The following is a 16,014-nucleotide window of genomic DNA, read 5'->3' as shown; positions in this document are numbered from 1 at the left end:
AAGATGTTGCGCGCCCCGAGCCGTTCGGCGAGCCAGCCCGACAGCGGCACGAACACCGCCATGGTCAGCATGTAGACGGTGATGCCGATGCTCATCGCCACCGGCGACACGCCGAAGGAGGCGCCCATCTGCGGCAGCGATGTCGAGATGATCGTCGAATCCAGCAACTGCATGAAGAAGGCGATGGCGACGATCAGCGCCACGCGCCGCGCATGGATGGCCGTTTCGGACAAGGTTGCGGTCTCGGGAATGGCAGTCATGACGGAACCGGTTTGAACAGCATCTCCCCGGCGGCGTCCAGAGACGTCGCAACAAACTTTCGTGTGCCGCCATGGCCTGCTATGGAATGGATGGGGCCGTCGAGGAGAGTATACGCGTAACATGAAGCCCATCTACATCGACTACCTCAATGCCCTCGACATCGATGCCCTTGCCATGACCGATGGCGAAATCATCGCCGCCGTCGAGGCTGGCCTGGTGGCGCAAGGCAAGGGCCAGACGGTGATCGAACCGCGCGTCCATCTCGAGCCGGACCCGTCCTTCCACGGCCATTTCAATGTGTTGCGCGGCTACGTCGCGCCGCTCGACACGGCCGGCGTCAAGATCGTCGGCGACTATGTCGACAATTACCTGCATGGCCTGCCTTCCGAATTCGGCATCCTCAACCTGTTCGACCCGCGCACCGGCGCGCCGCGCGCCATCCTCGACGCCACCGTCATCACCGACATGCGAACCGGCGCCGTCACCGCCATCGGCGCCAGGCATCTGGCGCGCAAGAATTCCAAGGTGCTGGCCCATATCGGCGCGCGCGGCACCGCCTACTGGAATGTGCGCCTGCTCGACCATCTCTTCGACTTCGACGAGATTCGCGTCCATTCGCGCCGCCCGGAAAGCCGCGACGGTTTTGCCGCCGAACTCTCCGCCGATCTCGGCAAGACGGTCACAGCGGTGGCCGACTGGAAAAGCTGCATCGAGGGCGCCGACATCGTCGTCGAGGCCTCGCGGCTGCCGGAGCCGCAGCCGCTGCTGAGGACCGAATGGATCAAACGGGGCGCACTGGTCGTGCCCTATGGCACGATGAGCGCGGTCGAACTGTCGTTGACCGACATCATGCAGAAAATGGTCGTCGACGATTGGGGCCAGTGCAAGGGCGGCAAGTTCGGCTCGCTACGCGCCCATGTCGAGACCGGGCGGCTGAGCGAGCAGACGCTGCATGCCGAGCTCGGCCAGATCGCCGCCGGCCTGAAAGTTGGGCGCGAAAGCGACGACGAAACGATCCTGTTCTGGCATCGTGGCCTGTCGCTGTCTGATATCGCATTGGGCAAGGCGATGCTGGCCAAGGCGCAGGCGCAAGGCATCGGCCAGAGACTGCGCTTCGCATGAGCGCGCTCGTCCTCACCGGAACCGGCGTCGGCGTTGGCGATGTCGCTGCGGTCGCCCGCGATGGGCGCAAGGTGGAGATCGGACCCGATGTCATCGGCAGGCTGGAGAAGGCACGAAAAGTGCTCGACCAGGCTGCAGCGTCCAGCCAGCAGATCTATGGCTTGAACACCGGGCTCGGCGCCAATCTCGGCACTGCTGTAGAGGGCGATGCCGGAGCCTTCCAGCGCCAGTTGCTGGAGGGACGCAGCGGCGCCGTCGGCGAAGGATTGCCGGTCGATGCCGTGCGGGCAAGCATGGCCGCGCGTGCAGCGATGCTGTCGGTTGGCGGATCCGGCCTTTCGTCTTCCGTCTTCGTTGCTTTGCTCGACGCGCTCAATGCCGGCGTCCATCCCGTCATGCCCTCGCTCGGTTCGATCGGAGCCGGCGACCTGGTGCTGATGACGGCACTCGCCCGCATGCTCACCGGCGAAGGCGAAGCCGACTATCAGGGCCGTCGCATACCGGCGGCCAAGGCGCTGATGATGGCGCGCCTCGCCCCGATCAGCCTGGCGCCCAAGGACGGGCTATCGCTGATCAACGCATCGGCGGTTTCCGCCGGCAGCGGCGCACTTGCGGTGACGGATGCCCTCACTGCCCTGGCCCAGCAACAGCATGCCGGGGCTCTGACCATGGAAGGTTTTGGTGCCAACCGCACCATCCTCGACCCGCGCCTGCATATGGCGCGCCCGGCGGCCGGCCAGCAGGAAGCAGCCAAGGTGCTGCACAATCTGCTCGTCCGAGACGACGCGCCGGCACCGACCACCTTGCAGGACCCGCTGTCGATCCGCTGCATGCCATCGGTCCATGGCGCACTGATCGAGGCGATCGGCCAGGCGAGACAGGCTGTCGAGATCGAGCTCAACGCCGCCGCCGACAACCCGCTGGTGCTGGGCGATGATGAACTGGTACTGTCGACCGGCAATTTCCACACCGCCGCACTGGCGCTCGCCTTTGAGACGCTCGGCCTGGCGATCGCCCAATGTGCCGCGGCCAGTGCCGCGCGCTTCATTCAGCTCACCGGTTCGGGCCGCAATGGCCTGCCGAAATATCTGTCGCCGGTCGGCGGCGCCTCGGCCGGCTTCGTGCCGCTACAGAAGACAGTGACCTCGATCCTGGCCGCCATCCGCCACAAGGCCAATCCGGTGATGCTCGACTTTCTGGCCGTGTCGGAGGGCGTCGAGGATCACGCCACGCAGACACCTCTGGCGGTTGCGAAATGCGCAGGGATGATCGCGCTGTGGCGGCGGCTGATCGCCTTCGAATTGATGGCCGCGGCACAGGCCGTCGACCTGCGCGACGGCTTCACACTGGCGCCGCGCACGGCCGCACTTCACGCGGCGATACGCTCGCTCGTCCCCATGCTGAAAGAGGACCGGCCGCTCGGCATCGACGCCGAAGCGCTTTACGCCGCGCTCGCCGGCGGAAATTGGCCGGCCTGACGCGGCTTCTCAGAAGACGACGGTCTTGTGGCCGTTGAGCATGACGCGGGCTTCGAGATGCAGCTTGACGGCGCGCGCCAGTACCCGGCTTTCGATGTCGCGCCCGACGGCGACGAAATCCTCGGCGCTCATCGCATGGGTGACGCGTTCGGTCTCCTGATCGATGATCGGGCCCTCGTCGAGGTCGGAGGTGACGTAATGCGCCGTCGCACCGATCAGCTTGACGCCGCGGTCGAAAGCCTGGTGGTACGGCTTGGCGCCCTTGAAGCTCGGCAGGAACGAATGGTGGATGTTGATCGCCCGTCCGAACAGCCGGTCCGACAGACCTTTTGAAAAGACCTGCATGTAGCGCGCCAGGATGACCAGTTCGGCCCCTGTCCGCTGCACCAGGTCCAGCAGTTTCTGTTCCTGTTCGGCCTTGTTCTCCTTGGTGGTCGGCCAATGGTGGTAGGGAATGCCCTCCAGCTCGGCGAAGCGGCGGGCATCCTCGTGGTTGGAGACGACGGCTGCAACCTCCGCGTTCAGCCAGCCGACCCTGATCTGGTACAGCAGATGGAGAAGCGCGTGGTCGAACTTGGAGACCATGACGATGATCTTCGGGCGGCGTCCCTGATCGACCAGCGCGGTCTTCATGCCGAAGCGGTCGACGCTCGATTCCAGGGCCCGCTCCAGACTGTCCCCGGTCGAGCCTAACGGGCTGATGAAGGCGATCCGCATGAAAAAGCGATTGGTCTGCCGGTCCCAGAACTGGCTGCTTTCGGCGATGTTGGCGCCGTTCGCGGCAAGCTCCGCCGTGACGGCGGCGACGATCCCCGGCCGATCCTCGCAGGAAAGCGTGAGAATATGAACCGGCGCGGCCTCGCCCGTCGCATCATTGCCTTGAGATTTCACGCCCCGTCGACCCTCTTCATGAACAGGCTGAGTTCAGCCGGATCCATATGCACCACATGCTTGTCTTCGGGATAGGCGAGACTGTTCACGTCGGCAACATATTCCGAAAACGCGGCGATACGCTCGGCCTGCAAACGATCATATTCGGCGGCGAAATTGCGATAGACCTTGGAATGACGGGGCATGTGGCCACGGTTCTGGCCGAGAATGTCGTCGGCGAACAGATATTGCGCATCGCAACCGGTACCCGCTCCCATCGACAGCATGATCAGCGACGTCCGCTCCGAGATCGCCTTGGCCACCTCGACCGGCACCACCTCGATCTCGGCGCCGATGGCGCCGGCGGCCTCCAGTTGCTTCACCGCCGCGAAGATATCCATGGCGGTGTCGGCGGTCTTGCCGACCGCCTTGAAGCCGCCAGTCCAGGTCGCCCGTGACGGGATCAGCCCGACATGGCCGATCACCGGGATATTGTCATCCGCCATCCGCTTGATCGTGGCGTAGCCGGCGCTGCAATAGACCGCGTCGGCGCCGGCCTTGTAGAGCCGGAAGGCCCAGCGCACGAAATCGTCCGCCGTGCCGATCTCGTAGAAATTGTCGCCCGGCATGGTGAACAGGCTGGGCGCCGCGTCGCGGTACTCAGGGTTGAGCACCAATTCGGGCGGCACCGAGACGATGTCGACCCCTGCGCGCTCCGCGGCCTCGGCCTCGTCCATCGTCAGCACACGCAGCATGGTCAGCTGTCGCTTGCCCTTCATGGCGCGCAAATCCGCCACCGTCGGTCTTTTTCGGCTCATCAAAAGGGTTCCCTCAGTTGCATTCGGCGGCAGGTCAGCCGATCTGGATCATCACTTTGCCAGCCTCGACCTTCACTGGATAGGTGGCGAGATTGACGCATACCGGTGCGCCTCGAGCCACGCCCGTCTTGTAGTTGAAGCGGCCATTGTGCTTGGGGCATTCGATGATGTCGTCCATCACCAGCCCATCGGCCAGATGCGCCTTCTCATGCGTGCAGTATCCGTCGGTTGCGAAGTACTCGTCATCGGGACTGCGATAGATGGCGAAGGTACGGCCGCCATGATCGAAGCGGATGACATCCTCTTCCTCGACATCGTCGACGCCACACGCTTCAACCCAGTCGGCCATCTGCTTCTCCCCTATTCCGCCGCCGCCGGAACGGTCAGTGCATGGAATTCGTCCCGGTACGGCCGCGCCGTCGGCGGCAATTCACGTTTGAGGAAATAATCCTCGTACTGAAGCTGCTTCAGCAGCACCGGCCAGACCTCGCGATAGGCATGCCACATCGAAGGGTTCGGCTCGGGCAGATCGTGCTTGATCAATTCGTGCAGCCTCGGCAGCGCGTGATAGGGCACCATCGGGAACATGTGATGTTCGACATGATAGTTCATGTTCCAATAGATGAAGCGGCTGATCGGGTTCATGTAGACGGTGCGCGTGTTCAGCCGGTGGTCGGTGACATTGTCGGCCAGCCCGATATGCTGCAGCAGGCCGGTCAGCACCATGTGCCAGCTGCCGTAGAGGCGCGGCAGGCCGATCAGCACCAGCGGCAGGAACGACCACAGATGAAGCGCTAGCCCGATCGCCCCGACATAGATGGCGACATGCCAGCGCGCGGCTGTGACCACCTTGTGAAGCTCCATCTCGGGAATAAAGCTTTTCTCGTCCGGCGAGATGCTGCCGAACGCATTGCGCACCAGCGTCGGCAGCGAATAGCGGAAATCGAGAACACCGGTGAAGGCGAGTGCGGCGCGCAGCAGGTCCGGCGGACGCATCACCGCGATCTCGGCGTCGCGGCCGACGATGATCGTGTCGGTGTGGTGGCGGGCATGGCTCCAGCGCCAGGTCACCGGATTGCGCATCAGCATGAAGCTGGCGATCTGGTAGACGGCATCGTTCATCCAGCGTGTGCGGAAGGCGGTGCCGTGGCCGCACTCGTGCCAGCGCGAGTCGCTGGACGAGCCGTAGAGCACGCCATAGACGAGCAGGAACGGCACCACCCACCACGTGCCCCAGAACCAGGCGATCCCGGCGGCGGAACCCAATATGGCAACGATCCAGATGATCGTGTCGCGGATCGCCGGGCCGTCCGAGCGCTGCATCAGCTCTTTCATCGCCTTGCGCGGCACATCGGTGTGATACCACTCGGCCGAGGCCAGCCCGGTCTCGATCGCGATGCGCGTGCTTTCCCCGACCAGGCTGTAGTCGCGCTTTTTCTCCATCACATCGACCTCCGATTTCCGGCCCGCCAGCCGGAGCATTCGTTTCGCCTCATGCCCTGTCCGCCAATCCCGGAAAATTACCCGACGGTACAGGATAATCCTGTTGCGGCTGCCTGGCGATCGACGCGATCTTTGCTTCGGCCTCGGCGATCGCGCCGGCGCCGTCGAGCACCCGGAACACTGCGTCGTAAGAACGGCTTTCACTATGCTCCAGCCAGATCATCTCGCCCCGCTCGCGCGCCGCGAGATTGCCGAGCACATGATGCGTCGAGGGTTCGATGCCCAGCGCATACTGCCCCGCCTGAAAATTCTGCCATTGATATGCGCAAGGCAGCTGGTCCTTGCGCGTCACCACTTCGAAGCCGAGCCCGAGCTGATCGTTGACCACTGCCACCGGCACCTCGCCATTGGCGTCCGCCGCCATCTCGTGCTGCCAGACCTGCTCGCTGAAACCCGATTGCGGCGCCGGCATCGTGCGGTAACCCACCTTCTGCGCCTGGTAGCGCTCGCCGGCATGGCCAGCCCAGACGACGTCGCGGATCGGCGCCAGATAGCGCGAACCCTCGTCGAGCAAGGGATGGCTGACATTGACGTGGTAAAAATACATGTGCGGCGTGCGGTTGAAACCGTGGTTGACGACGCGATCCGACAGCCGGATCTCGTTGCCGCCGACATCGGCCTCGATACGCCGGATCAGATGCAGATCCTCGCCGAACACTGCCGATTGCTGCACGGTGCCTTCGGCCCACAGCACGCAGCGGTCGCCGTCCCAGGTCTCGCCATAACCGGTCAGCCGCGCCGGAATGGTGCCGACGCGGCCATGCAGCGAATGGATCACGGTCTTCCTGCCCGGGTAGTTGTAGCTATCGGCCGGCACTTCTTCCCGGCCCAATATGTGGTCGAGGCCGCAGGTGACAAGCAGCCCTGAAAACGAACGCGCCCAGGCGAGCCCCCCTTCCCCCTCATAATCGTGCAGACCGGGGTTGCGAAAGCCGCTCGGCGAATGCCAGCCGATCGCCTGGCCCTTGAAGTCGCAATCGGCGATGTCGAGCGCCCGGTCGACCAGCGCCGTGAAACGCAGCCCCGTGCCGGTGCGGAACTCCAGCATGCGGATGCCGCGTTCCACGCCGTCGCCAAGCGTCATCAGCCGCACGCCGGCAAATTGCGACAGCATGCCCGAACGTTCCGACACCTGCCGGCGCGAAAGCGTCTTGCCGTAGAGTTCTACCATGTGACGGCCAACTTCTTCACTTCGCTCTCGTCTCTTTCAGCAGGGCCGACATATCGGCGCCGGTGATGATGCTTTCCACGGTCAGAAGATCGGTATCGGCAACCGTCTGCTCGGCGACGATCTCGCCGCGGCGCATGACGATGATGCGGTCGGCGACCTGGAACACGTGATGGATGTTGTGGGTGATCAAGAGCACGGAATGACCGGCGTCACGCACCTCCTTGACGAAGCGCAGCACGCCATGGGTTTCCTCGACACCGAGATTGTTGGTCGGTTCGTCGAGGATGATGACCTTGGCGGCGAACTGCATGGCGCGAGAAATCGCGATCGACTGCCGCTCGCCACCCGATAGCGTCGAGACCAGCGCATCGGCGTCGAGTTTTTTCGAGATGCCGACGCGCTTCAACAGCGCCGACGCCGCGTCTCGCAATTTGGCGAAATCGAGCGGCGCGAACACGCCCAGCCATTTCAGCTTGACCGGCTCGCGCCCAAGGAAAAGATTGCGCGCGATGCTGAGATCCGGCGCAAGAGACGTATCCTGGTGGATGGTCTCGATGCCGAGGTCCATCGCGTCGCGTGTCGAACGGATCGAAACCTTTTCACCGCGCACATAGATGTCGCCACGGTCGATCGGAAACACACCGGAAATCGCCTTGATCAGCGTCGATTTGCCGGCGCCGTTGTCGCCGAGCAGGGCCACCACCTCGCCTTCCTTGAGGGCAAAGGACGCATTCTTCAGTGCGCGGACGCTGCCGAAGGATTTTTGCAGATTCTGCAGCCGGAGAACTTCCATCGTCAGCCCCTTGCGGCGTTCTTCTGCAGCAAAGCGTGCAGGATGAGCATGGCGAGGATGATCAGGCCGACGAAGATGTTGTAGGCGAGGCCCGGCACGCCGATCAGCACAATGCCGTTGCGGATCGCGCGCAGCATCAGCGCACCGACGATGGTGCCGAGGATCGTGCCGCGTCCGCCGGTCAGCGCCGTGCCGCCGACCACCACCATGGCGATCACTTCGAGCTCGTAGCCGGTGCCGGCCACCGGTGAAGCGGCCGAAATGCGGAAGGCGCTGATCATGCCGGCCAGCCCCGCCAGAACCGAAGTCAGGATGAACAGCCACACCTTGACGGCGTCCGCCGGCACGCCACGCGCCACCGCCGCGTTGCGGTTCGAGCCGATGGCGCTGATCCAGTTGCCGAGCTTGGCATAGCGCAGCACGTAGATTGCCAGCAGCGAGAGACCGATGAACCACCACAGCGAGGTGTAGAACCGGAACGAGCCGACATTGAAGCTGCCGGCCAGCAGCGTCACGAAAAAACCCGGCTGGTCCCAGGATTTCAGCGGAAAGCCCTGCGTGATGTAGAGCGCTGCCCCACGCACCACGAGCAGCATCGACAGCGTGACCAGGAAGGACGAAATGCCGATCTTGGTGACGATCAGCCCGTTGATGGCGCCGATGGCGATGCACAGCAGAAGCCCGGCCAGAAGGGCGACACCTATATCCACGCCGCCGTTCTGCACCAGGAGCATGACGATGACCGGCGCCAGCCCGAACACGGCGCCGACCGACAGGTCGAACTCGCCCGCCGTCAACAGCAGCGTCATGCCGAGCGCGATGATGCCGAGCTCGGGCAGGAACGCCATCATGTTGGAGATGTTGAGCGGCGACAGGAAATTGGCATCGGCAACGGCGAACACCGCGAGCAGGACAATGAGGATGACGAGCGAGGAGAATTGCGGCGAGCGCATAAGGCTCGATCTGCGTTTCCCGACAGGCATTTCGTCTTCTGCGGCGATCATCATGACTGCTTGAACCATGCTTTGAAGAGACGCCCGCAGCTTACGCCGCGGGCACCGTTTTCACTTCGTGTCGTAGAGTTTCAGGATCGGTTCGACGCTCGAGGCGTCGTAGAGGCTGAACGTATGGATGTCGTAGCCGATCGGCTCACCCGAAGCGGCGAGCCCGAGCAGCGCCACCGGCATGAAGCCCTGCGCAGACGGGAACTGCCAGGCGGCCGCGTTGACGAAACCGGATTTGACGGCTTCCGCGGTTTCCTTGGAATTGCCCCAGCCGACGACCGGGATCTTGCCGGCCGGCACGCCGGCGCCGTCGAACACCCGCTTGACGCTGGCCGCGACGGAATCGCCAAGCGCGATGATCGCCGGCGGATTGTTGGCCACCATGTAGTCGGTCATCTTGGCAATGATGCCGGCCGGGTCGGTGCCGCAATCGACCACATCATATTTGATCCCCAACGGATCGAAGACGCTGGCGATGCCTTCGGTCTCCAGCTGCTGATAGCTGGCGCCGGGCACTTCCACCGGCAGGAACACCTTGTCGCCCTGCTTCACCATCTTGTGGTCGACAAGATACTTGGCCCAGATGACCCCCGCCTCCTTGAGATCGGCGCCGACATAGGCCTGCCGTCCGGTCGCCGGATCGTCTGTGTTGAAGAACACGATCGGGATGCCGGCTGCCTTGGCCGCCTTCACCTCTTCCGTCCACAAGCCCGGCTGGGCCGACGTGGTGGCGATGCCGTCGGGCTTGGCCGCAAGCGCGGAATTGAAGGCCTCCTTCTGCGCCGCCATGTCGCCGCCGCTGAATGAGATCTTGCAGGTCACCTTGAGCTGGTCGCAGGCTTTGGTCGCGCCGGCATTCCAGTCCAGCCAGAACGCATCCGACGGACCGCCATGCGACAGCAAGTAGAACGTCTTCTGGCCATCCTGCGCCATTGCCGGCGCGCTCAACGAGACGCCGGCGAGCAGCGTTACGGCAGCCGCCAGTTTCAATGCGAATTTCAACATTTTTTCTCCTCCCTTACTTTGGAACCGAACCGCGCCGCCGCGAACCAGCGGCGCGAGAAGGCCGTCACAGACCGTTGGCGCGGAACTTCCCGTCGAGGAATTTCTTGGCCCTCGGCACGTCGTCTTCCGAGAGATGCTCGATGATCACCGGGATGTTCGGATGCTTTTCCGCCAGCCGCTGGAGATAGAGGTCGTAGTTCAGCGAACCGAGGCCCGGTGCCGGCAACTCGATCTCACCGACGCCACGGAATGTATGGCTCTCCAGCGCGTCCTCGTCGCCGATATCGGCGTGCTTCTCGGACTTGTCGCCGCCCGAACGCTTGACGTCCTTGGCGTGAGCTATTCTGATCTTGTCGGTCAGCGTGTCGAACACCTGGTTCAGGATCTGGTCCATCCTGTCGATGTTATGCGTCTCGAAATAATTGGTCGGGTCCATCAGCAGACCGAGGCCGGGGTGATCGACCTGCGCGAACATCTTGACCGTCTCCTCGACCGAGCCGACGACGTTGTTGACATAGGTTTCGAGCAGGAAGACCGCGCCGTGGTCATAGGCCGTCTGGGCAAGGTCGGCGACCACCTTGCGGCATTCCTCGAACCCTTCCTCGGTCTTGTTCTTGGGGTGATGCACCCAGTCGGATTCGGTGTTGTAGGTGCCGGTTTCCGAGATCACATACGGGCTGCCGAAATGGCGGGCGTTGCGGATGATCTCTTTGAGGTAGCCGACGCGCTTGTCGCGCTCGGCCTTGTCCGGGTGGATGATATTTGTGTAGCCGGAAATGCAGCACACCGGCAGGTGATGATCGCGGAAGACGTCGCGCACCTTCTTGGCCTTGTCCTTGGTGATCTGCCCGGCCGACAGGTCGACATCCTTGAAGTGGAGGTCGAGTTGCACCGTGTTGAAATCGAGCCCGCGGATCTTCTTCGCCGTCTCTTCGAGGCCGTACGGGAAATAGCCCGTGAAAATACCTGCCTGCATCATGGTGTGAATTCCTCCCTGTAAGCGATTCAGTTGTTTGGTGTTTCAGCTGCGGTGATCAGGTAGCGATTTCGGAAAGCTTGACCGTGCGGGCCTCGTCGATCGAGCGGTAGCCCGCCTCGACCAGCGCCATGGTCTTGACGTTGTCGGCGACCGACAGCGCCGGCGGCGTGCCGGTCTTCACCGCGTGCTGGAGCTGCTCCATCACACCGATAAAGGCATGCGGGAACCACATCGTGTCCCAGCTCGGGCTGACCCATTCGCCGCCGGTCGTCTCGGTCGAAGCGTAAGTCAGCGTCGAGGCAGCGCCCGTCGGCCAGCCGATGGTGCCCTTCGCGACCCCCTTGCTGCCGTCGACGCGCCAGTTGATGTGCTGGTCGTCCTTGTAGCCATCCTGGCGCGGACCCGACCAGACATCCTCCAGCGACACGGCAAGCACGCCGGACGGGAAGCGCAGCGTCGACACGGTGATGCCGTCGGAGTGGTCGAATGTCGTGCGCGGGTCTTTGCGTGTCAGCGTGGTGATCTCGTCGGGATCGCCGAACAGGAAGCGCAGCACGTCGAGATGATGCACGCTCATATTGGCGAGCGTCAGCCGGTCATAATCCTCGAGAAAGCTCTGCCAATGCGGGATGGCGTGCATGTCGATCTGCGCGAAGACGATGTCGCCCAGCGCGCCGCTGTCGATGATCTGCTTCAAGACGCGCATCGATTGGTCGTAGCGCATGTTCTGATTGATCGAGAGGATCTTGCCGGCCTTGGCCGCCTCATCGCGCAGCTTGACCGCTTCCTCGACTGACAGCGCCAGCGGCTTCTGCGCCAGGATCGCCTTGATATGCTTCTGCCTCAGCGCGTGACGGATCAGCGCCGGCTGCAGGTCGGGCGGGAAAGCAAGGTCGATGATCTCGACATTTTCGTCCTCGATCAGTTTTTCCGGTGTGTCGTGGACGGTCGGAATGCCCCAGCGCGTCGCCACCTTATCGGCGCTGGCCCTGGTGCGCGAGGCGATTGCCACCACCGGGAACCCGGCTTCCTTGTAGGCGGCGAGATGGCACTCGGCCATGATCATGCCTGCGCCGACACAGCCGATCTTGTATTCCTTCGTGCGGACCTTCACGTCCGGCTCGAAGCCTTTGCTTGCCATCTCTTCCTCCCGAAACTCTTTCCTTGCGGCGGCCGTCATCGTGCCAACGCCCCGCCGCTCTGTTCGAAATAATGCACTCTGGCCGGCTCGCAGGATATCGCCACCATGGCATCCGGCCGGATGTCGGGCTGGCCGCGCAGCAACGCCTTCAGCCGCGCCTGCCCGGCAGCGAGCGTCACCACGGTGTAGCCGCCAAGCGGCTCGACCTCGAACACTCGCGCCGGGCGGCCCGGGCCCCCGTCCGCCCACGGTCTGACCTTGATGTCCTCCGGCCTCAGCCCGATCTCCACGGCATCGGCGGGCGCTGTCTTGTCGTCGATGCGGATCGTGCCTTCAGCCGCTTCGACACCGCCCTCGCCACGCGCCGATCTGAGGATGTTCATCATCGGCGAGCCAAGTAGCCTTGCCACATAGGTGCTGGCCGGGCGGTCGTAAATCTCTGCCGGCGTACCGATCTGCCTGATCTTGCCGTCCTCCAGGATGGCGATGCGATCGGCGACCGACATCGCTTCTTCCTGGTCATGCGTGACGTAGATCAGCGTCTTGCCGAGTTCGCGCTGGATGCGCTTCAGCTCGACGCGCGTTTCTTCGCGCAGCCTGGCGTCGAGCGCCGAGATCGGATCGTCCATCAGATAGGCATTGGGATCGCGCACCAGAGCCCGGGCGATCGCCACGCGCTGCCGCTCCCCGCCCGAAAGCTGTCCCGGCGGCTTGTGCAGGATATGGCCGATATGTAGCTTCGCCGCGACGTCGGTGACCCGCCGCTTGATCTCGGCCTCGGCGACCCGGCGTTCGACCAGGGGAAAGCGGACATTTTCGAGCCCGCTCATATGCGGGAACAGCGCCAGGTTCTGGAACACCATAGCCACGTTGCGCTCGGCCGGCGACATCGCGTTGACCGGCCTGCCTCCGATCAGGATTTCGCCGGTGTCAGGTGTCTCCAACCCGAGCACCAGGCGCAGGATGGTCGACTTGCCCGACAGCGGCGGACCGAAGAAGCAGAAGAACTCATTGTCGTTGACGGTGAACGAGGCGTCGTCGACGGCGAGTGTATTGCCGTAGCGTTTGGTCACATTACGGAAGACGATATCGGCCATCTCAACCTGCCTTCATCGCAAGGCCGGTAGCGGCGTCGAAGACGCGCACCGACGACGTAGTGGGAGCGATGACAGCGGTGTCGCCGATAGCCAGCCCGACATCATTGTCGAACACCGTTTTCACAGCCGCCTCGCCCTGGCCGAGATGAACGATGGTGCGCGCACCGATCCGTTCGACAAAGGTCACCGGCATTGCGAGGCCCTGCCCATTCTGCACCAACGTCGCCTGTTCAGGCCGGAATCCGTAAAGCACCTCGCCGCGTGCACCACGCATGGCCGCTGCGAGTTCGCCCGGCAGCGGCGGCGTGACGCCCAACGGTCCGAGATCGACGACCAGTCCGCGGTCGCTCTCCGCCGGCCTGCCCTTGAGCAGATTCATGCCCGGCGCACCGATAAAGCGGGCGACGAAGACATTGGCTGGATCGTTGTAGACCTCGAGCGGCGTGCCGACCTGCTGCAAAACCCCATGATCCATGACCGCGATGCGGTCGGCCATGGTCATCGCCTCGAGCTGATCGTGGGTGACATACACCATGGTCTGGCGGAACTGCCGCTGCAGCTGCTTCAGTTCGGTGCGCATGACGGCCCGGAAAGCGGCGTCGACATTGGAGAGCGGCTCGTCGAGCAGGAAGATCGCCGGCTCCATGATCGCCGAGCGGCCGATCGCCACCCGTTGCAATATATTGACCGACAGCCTGTCGGCCTTGCGGTCGAGCAGCGGCGAAAGCTGCAGCATCTCGGCGATGGCGCCGACACGGCGATCGATCTCGGCTTTGGCAGCCCCTCGCATTTTTGGTCCATAGGCAAGGTTCTGGCGCACCGTCATATGCGTGAAGATGGCGTAGTTCTGGAACACGAAGCCGACGCCACGCCGGCCCATCGGCACGCCGGCCATGTCGCGCTCGCCAAACAGGATCTTGCCGCCGGTCGGTTCTTCCATGCCGGCGATCATGTTCATCGTCGTCGACTTGCCGCAGCCCGACGGGCCGAGCAGCGCCATGAACTCGCCATCTGATATTGCCAGGTCCATGGTCTTCAGCGCGGTGAAGTCGCCGAATTTCTTGACCAGGTTTTGCAGGTGGATGGCGCTCATGCCGGTACCTCGCGTGCACGCGCCATGCGCTTCATGGCAAACACTGCGACGATCGACAGCACGACCAAAATGGCCAGCGCGATCGCCGCCACATAGCCCCAGATCAGGTCCTGCGTGGTGAGCTTGTAGATGTAGACCGAGATGGTTTCGGTAGCGACGCCTGGACCGCCGCCGGTCATGATGTAGAGCGTGTCGAAGATCTTGAAGTTCTCGATCACCCGGATCGCCAACGCGATGATGATGATCGTCTTCATCTTCGGCAGCACGATGGTGACGAAGCGCTGCCACGGATTGGCGCCGAGCAGCGTCGCCGCCTTGATCTGGTCCTCCGGCACGCCGACCAGGCCGGCAAGCAGGATAAGGAACATCAGCGGCGTCCATTGCCAGATGTCGGCGACCATCACCGCAATCAGCGCCAGAGTCGGATCCGACAGCCAGGCGATGGTGACGAGAGATCCGGTGAGCGCCGACAAGATGTCGTTCACCGGGCCGCCCGACTGGAACAGCATGAAGAACATGTAGCCGGCCACGGCAGGCACCACCATCATCGGCATCAGCAGGATCGAATAGAAGACGCGCTTGCCCGGGAAATCGTCGGCAAACAGTGTCGCCAGCGCCAGCCCGAGCAGGAATTCCGCCGGCACGCAGACGATCATGACGATGGCCGTACGCTTCAGCGCGCTCCAGAAGCGCGCGTCGGCGGCGAGATCGGTGTAGTTGGCAAAGCTGTTCCACATCGACCAGGCGTTCCACCAGCCGGTGCCCGACAGGGGCGACCAGTCGGTGACGCTGATGTAGAGCTGCATCAACAGCGGGAAGGCCGAGATGAACAGCACCAGGATCTGCGCAGGTAATGTCAGCCGGAAACCCAGCCTTGCGCCCTCATCGCGCGAAACCGGCTTTGCTCCGACGGCTTTCACCTCATCCTTGGAAGTCATGACAGTCACCGCGCTCATTGCTTGAGCGCCCCGAATGTCAACCCGCGCACCAGATGGCGTTGGATGGCGATGCCCATGATGACCGGCGGCACGGCCGCGATCAGGCCAAGCGCTGCCTTGGCGCCATAGAGCTGCCCGGTCATCGAGGAAGAAAGAGAGGCCATGTAGACCGGGATGGTCACCCATTCGCGCGTCGTCAGAAGCAGCGCGATCAGATAGTCCGACCAGTTGAGGATGAAGACGAAGAGCGCGGCACTGGCCAGCGGCGCGCGCATCATCGGCAGCGTGATGCGCGTGAAGACGCGCAGCCGCGAACAGCCTTCGACAAGCGCCGCCTCCTCGATCTCGCGCGGCATGTCGTCGAAGAAGGTCTTCATCAGCCAGAAGGCGAACGGCAAGGTGACGATGCCGTAGATCAGCGCCAACCCCCACCAGCTATCGGTGAAGTTGAGGAAAGCCCACATGATCATCACCGGGATCATGACCGCCATCGGCGGAAAGATCCTGAGTTGGATCAGCGCCAGCGGCAGGTTCTGGCCGGAGCCGAAACGCGACAGCCCATAAGCCGCGGCAGTGCCCGCCGACATGGCGATCACCGTGCCGAAAACCGCCGACAGCAGCGATGCGAGGATCGGCTTCAGCGCGGTACGGTCGAGCGCGACGATCAAATTGTTGGTCGACTCGCCGAAGACGAAACGAAAATTGCTGAGCGTCGGGTTCTTCGGCCACCAGGTCAGGTCG

The 16,014-nt window shown here is 63.3% G+C and carries 17 protein-coding genes; 2 read left to right on the top strand and 15 right to left on the bottom strand.

The genetic code is table 11. The annotated features are described in order from the left end of the window. Positions 1–260 (bottom strand): MFS transporter (locus EOA22_RS07215; protein ID WP_127389900.1); only part of this gene is annotated, 260 nt, incomplete at its 3' end. 121 nt (positions 261–381) lie between these two features. On the opposite strand from EOA22_RS07215, the gene EOA22_RS07210 reads away from it, so the two are divergent. Continuing rightward, complete coding sequence (locus EOA22_RS07210) at positions 382–1,383, top strand: ornithine cyclodeaminase family protein (protein WP_063168533.1); 1,002 nt, start codon at positions 382–384, stop codon at positions 1,381–1,383. Beyond that, on the top strand, positions 1,380–2,861 hold the full coding sequence (gene hutH, locus EOA22_RS07205; protein ID WP_063168534.1) for a histidine ammonia-lyase: 1,482 nt from the start codon (positions 1,380–1,382) through the stop codon (positions 2,859–2,861). Before EOA22_RS07210 ends, hutH begins: the two co-directional genes overlap by 4 nt. A 9-nt stretch (positions 2,862–2,870) precedes the next feature. Here hutH and purU read toward each other — a convergent pair whose 3' ends face one another. The 14 genes from purU to EOA22_RS07135 form a co-directional block, all read right to left on the bottom strand. Continuing rightward, positions 2,871–3,752, bottom strand: coding sequence for a formyltetrahydrofolate deformylase (gene purU, locus EOA22_RS07200; RefSeq protein ID WP_063168535.1), 882 nt, complete (start codon positions 3,750–3,752; stop codon positions 2,871–2,873). Further along, positions 3,749–4,549 (bottom strand): 3-methyl-2-oxobutanoate hydroxymethyltransferase, encoded by an 801-nt coding sequence (locus EOA22_RS07195; protein ID WP_063168536.1) that lies wholly within the window; start codon positions 4,547–4,549, stop codon positions 3,749–3,751. The genes purU and EOA22_RS07195 overlap by 4 nt, the downstream gene beginning before the upstream one ends. Positions 4,550–4,583: 34 nt before the next feature. Further along, positions 4,584–4,898, bottom strand: coding sequence for a MocE family 2Fe-2S type ferredoxin (locus EOA22_RS07190; RefSeq protein WP_013530832.1), 315 nt, complete (start codon positions 4,896–4,898; stop codon positions 4,584–4,586). 11 nt (positions 4,899–4,909) lie between these two features. Beyond that, entirely contained in the window at positions 4,910–6,031 is a 1,122-nt protein-coding gene (locus EOA22_RS07185) for a fatty acid desaturase family protein (RefSeq protein ID WP_082826495.1), read from the bottom strand. Positions 6,032–6,041: 10 nt separating this feature from the next. Then, positions 6,042–7,223: an aldose 1-epimerase family protein gene (locus EOA22_RS07180; RefSeq protein ID WP_063168537.1), complete on the bottom strand. Its 1,182-nt coding sequence runs from the start codon at positions 7,221–7,223 to the stop codon at positions 6,042–6,044. Positions 7,224–7,239: 16 nt separating this feature from the next. Further along, positions 7,240–8,022: an ATP-binding cassette domain-containing protein gene (locus EOA22_RS07175; protein WP_024501560.1), complete on the bottom strand. Its 783-nt coding sequence runs from the start codon at positions 8,020–8,022 to the stop codon at positions 7,240–7,242. Then, entirely contained in the window at positions 8,019–9,038 is a 1,020-nt protein-coding gene (locus EOA22_RS07170) for an ABC transporter permease (RefSeq protein WP_024501561.1), read from the bottom strand. Before EOA22_RS07170 ends, EOA22_RS07175 begins: the two co-directional genes overlap by 4 nt. A 42-nt stretch (positions 9,039–9,080) precedes the next feature. After that, the gene (locus tag EOA22_RS07165) at positions 9,081–10,025 is read right to left on the bottom strand and encodes a substrate-binding domain-containing protein (RefSeq protein WP_024501562.1); all 945 of its coding nucleotides are present in this window, start codon (positions 10,023–10,025) and stop codon (positions 9,081–9,083) included. Positions 10,026–10,089: 64 nt separating this feature from the next. Continuing rightward, positions 10,090–11,004, bottom strand: a complete 915-nt coding sequence (locus tag EOA22_RS07160; protein ID WP_013530826.1) for a sugar phosphate isomerase/epimerase — start codon at positions 11,002–11,004, stop codon at positions 10,090–10,092. Between the two features lie 55 nt (positions 11,005–11,059). Then, on the bottom strand, positions 11,060–12,145 hold the full coding sequence (locus EOA22_RS07155; RefSeq protein WP_063168538.1) for a Gfo/Idh/MocA family oxidoreductase: 1,086 nt from the start codon (positions 12,143–12,145) through the stop codon (positions 11,060–11,062). A 35-nt stretch (positions 12,146–12,180) separates the two neighbouring features. Next, complete coding sequence (locus EOA22_RS07150) at positions 12,181–13,242, bottom strand: ABC transporter ATP-binding protein (RefSeq protein ID WP_063168539.1); 1,062 nt, start codon at positions 13,240–13,242, stop codon at positions 12,181–12,183. 1 nt (position 13,243) lies between these two features. Next, complete coding sequence (locus EOA22_RS07145; protein WP_063168540.1) at positions 13,244–14,335, bottom strand: ABC transporter ATP-binding protein; 1,092 nt, start codon at positions 14,333–14,335, stop codon at positions 13,244–13,246. Next, positions 14,332–15,291 (bottom strand): sugar ABC transporter permease, encoded by a 960-nt coding sequence (locus tag EOA22_RS07140; RefSeq protein WP_063168541.1) that lies wholly within the window; start codon positions 15,289–15,291, stop codon positions 14,332–14,334. Before EOA22_RS07140 ends, EOA22_RS07145 begins: the two co-directional genes overlap by 4 nt. After that, positions 15,288–16,014, bottom strand: a 727-nt coding sequence (locus tag EOA22_RS07135) for a carbohydrate ABC transporter permease (protein WP_164755299.1), incomplete at its 5' end; no start/stop codon positions are given. The genes EOA22_RS07140 and EOA22_RS07135, both read right to left, overlap by 4 nt.

This window comes from Mesorhizobium sp. M7A.F.Ca.US.014.04.1.1, from assembly GCF_003998745.1.
GTDB classification, from domain to species: Bacteria; Pseudomonadota; Alphaproteobacteria; order Rhizobiales; family Rhizobiaceae; genus Mesorhizobium; species Mesorhizobium ciceri.
Note: the sequence above shows the minus strand (reverse complement) of the source record. Positions and strands in the feature narration are given on the sequence as shown.

Excerpts from the sequence above, each read along its gene's own strand:
- EOA22_RS07180 (WP_063168537.1), bottom strand. The coding sequence starts at position 7,223 with ATGGTAGAACTCTACGGCAAGACGCTTTCGCGCCGGCAGGTGTCGGAA.
- EOA22_RS07160 (WP_013530826.1), bottom strand. The coding sequence starts at position 11,004 with ATGATGCAGGCAGGTATTTTCACGGGCTATTTCCCGTACGGCCTCGAA.
- EOA22_RS07165 (WP_024501562.1), bottom strand. The coding sequence starts at position 10,025 with ATGTTGAAATTCGCATTGAAACTGGCGGCTGCCGTAACGCTGCTCGCC.
- EOA22_RS07195 (WP_063168536.1), bottom strand. The coding sequence starts at position 4,549 with ATGAGCCGAAAAAGACCGACGGTGGCGGATTTGCGCGCCATGAAGGGC.
- EOA22_RS07155 (WP_063168538.1), bottom strand. The coding sequence starts at position 12,145 with ATGGCAAGCAAAGGCTTCGAGCCGGACGTGAAGGTCCGCACGAAGGAA.
- EOA22_RS07185 (WP_082826495.1), bottom strand. The coding sequence starts at position 6,031 with ATGCTCCGGCTGGCGGGCCGGAAATCGGAGGTCGATGTGATGGAGAAA.
- EOA22_RS07150 (WP_063168539.1), bottom strand. The coding sequence starts at position 13,242 with ATGGCCGATATCGTCTTCCGTAATGTGACCAAACGCTACGGCAATACA.
- EOA22_RS07190 (WP_013530832.1), bottom strand. The coding sequence starts at position 4,898 with ATGGCCGACTGGGTTGAAGCGTGTGGCGTCGACGATGTCGAGGAAGAG.
- EOA22_RS07140 (WP_063168541.1), bottom strand. The coding sequence starts at position 15,291 with ATGAGCGCGGTGACTGTCATGACTTCCAAGGATGAGGTGAAAGCCGTC.
- EOA22_RS07145 (WP_063168540.1), bottom strand. The coding sequence starts at position 14,335 with ATGAGCGCCATCCACCTGCAAAACCTGGTCAAGAAATTCGGCGACTTC.
- EOA22_RS07210 (WP_063168533.1), top strand. The coding sequence starts at position 382 with ATGAAGCCCATCTACATCGACTACCTCAATGCCCTCGACATCGATGCC.
- hutH (WP_063168534.1), top strand. The coding sequence starts at position 1,380 with ATGAGCGCGCTCGTCCTCACCGGAACCGGCGTCGGCGTTGGCGATGTC.
- EOA22_RS07170 (WP_024501561.1), bottom strand. The coding sequence starts at position 9,038 with ATGGTTCAAGCAGTCATGATGATCGCCGCAGAAGACGAAATGCCTGTC.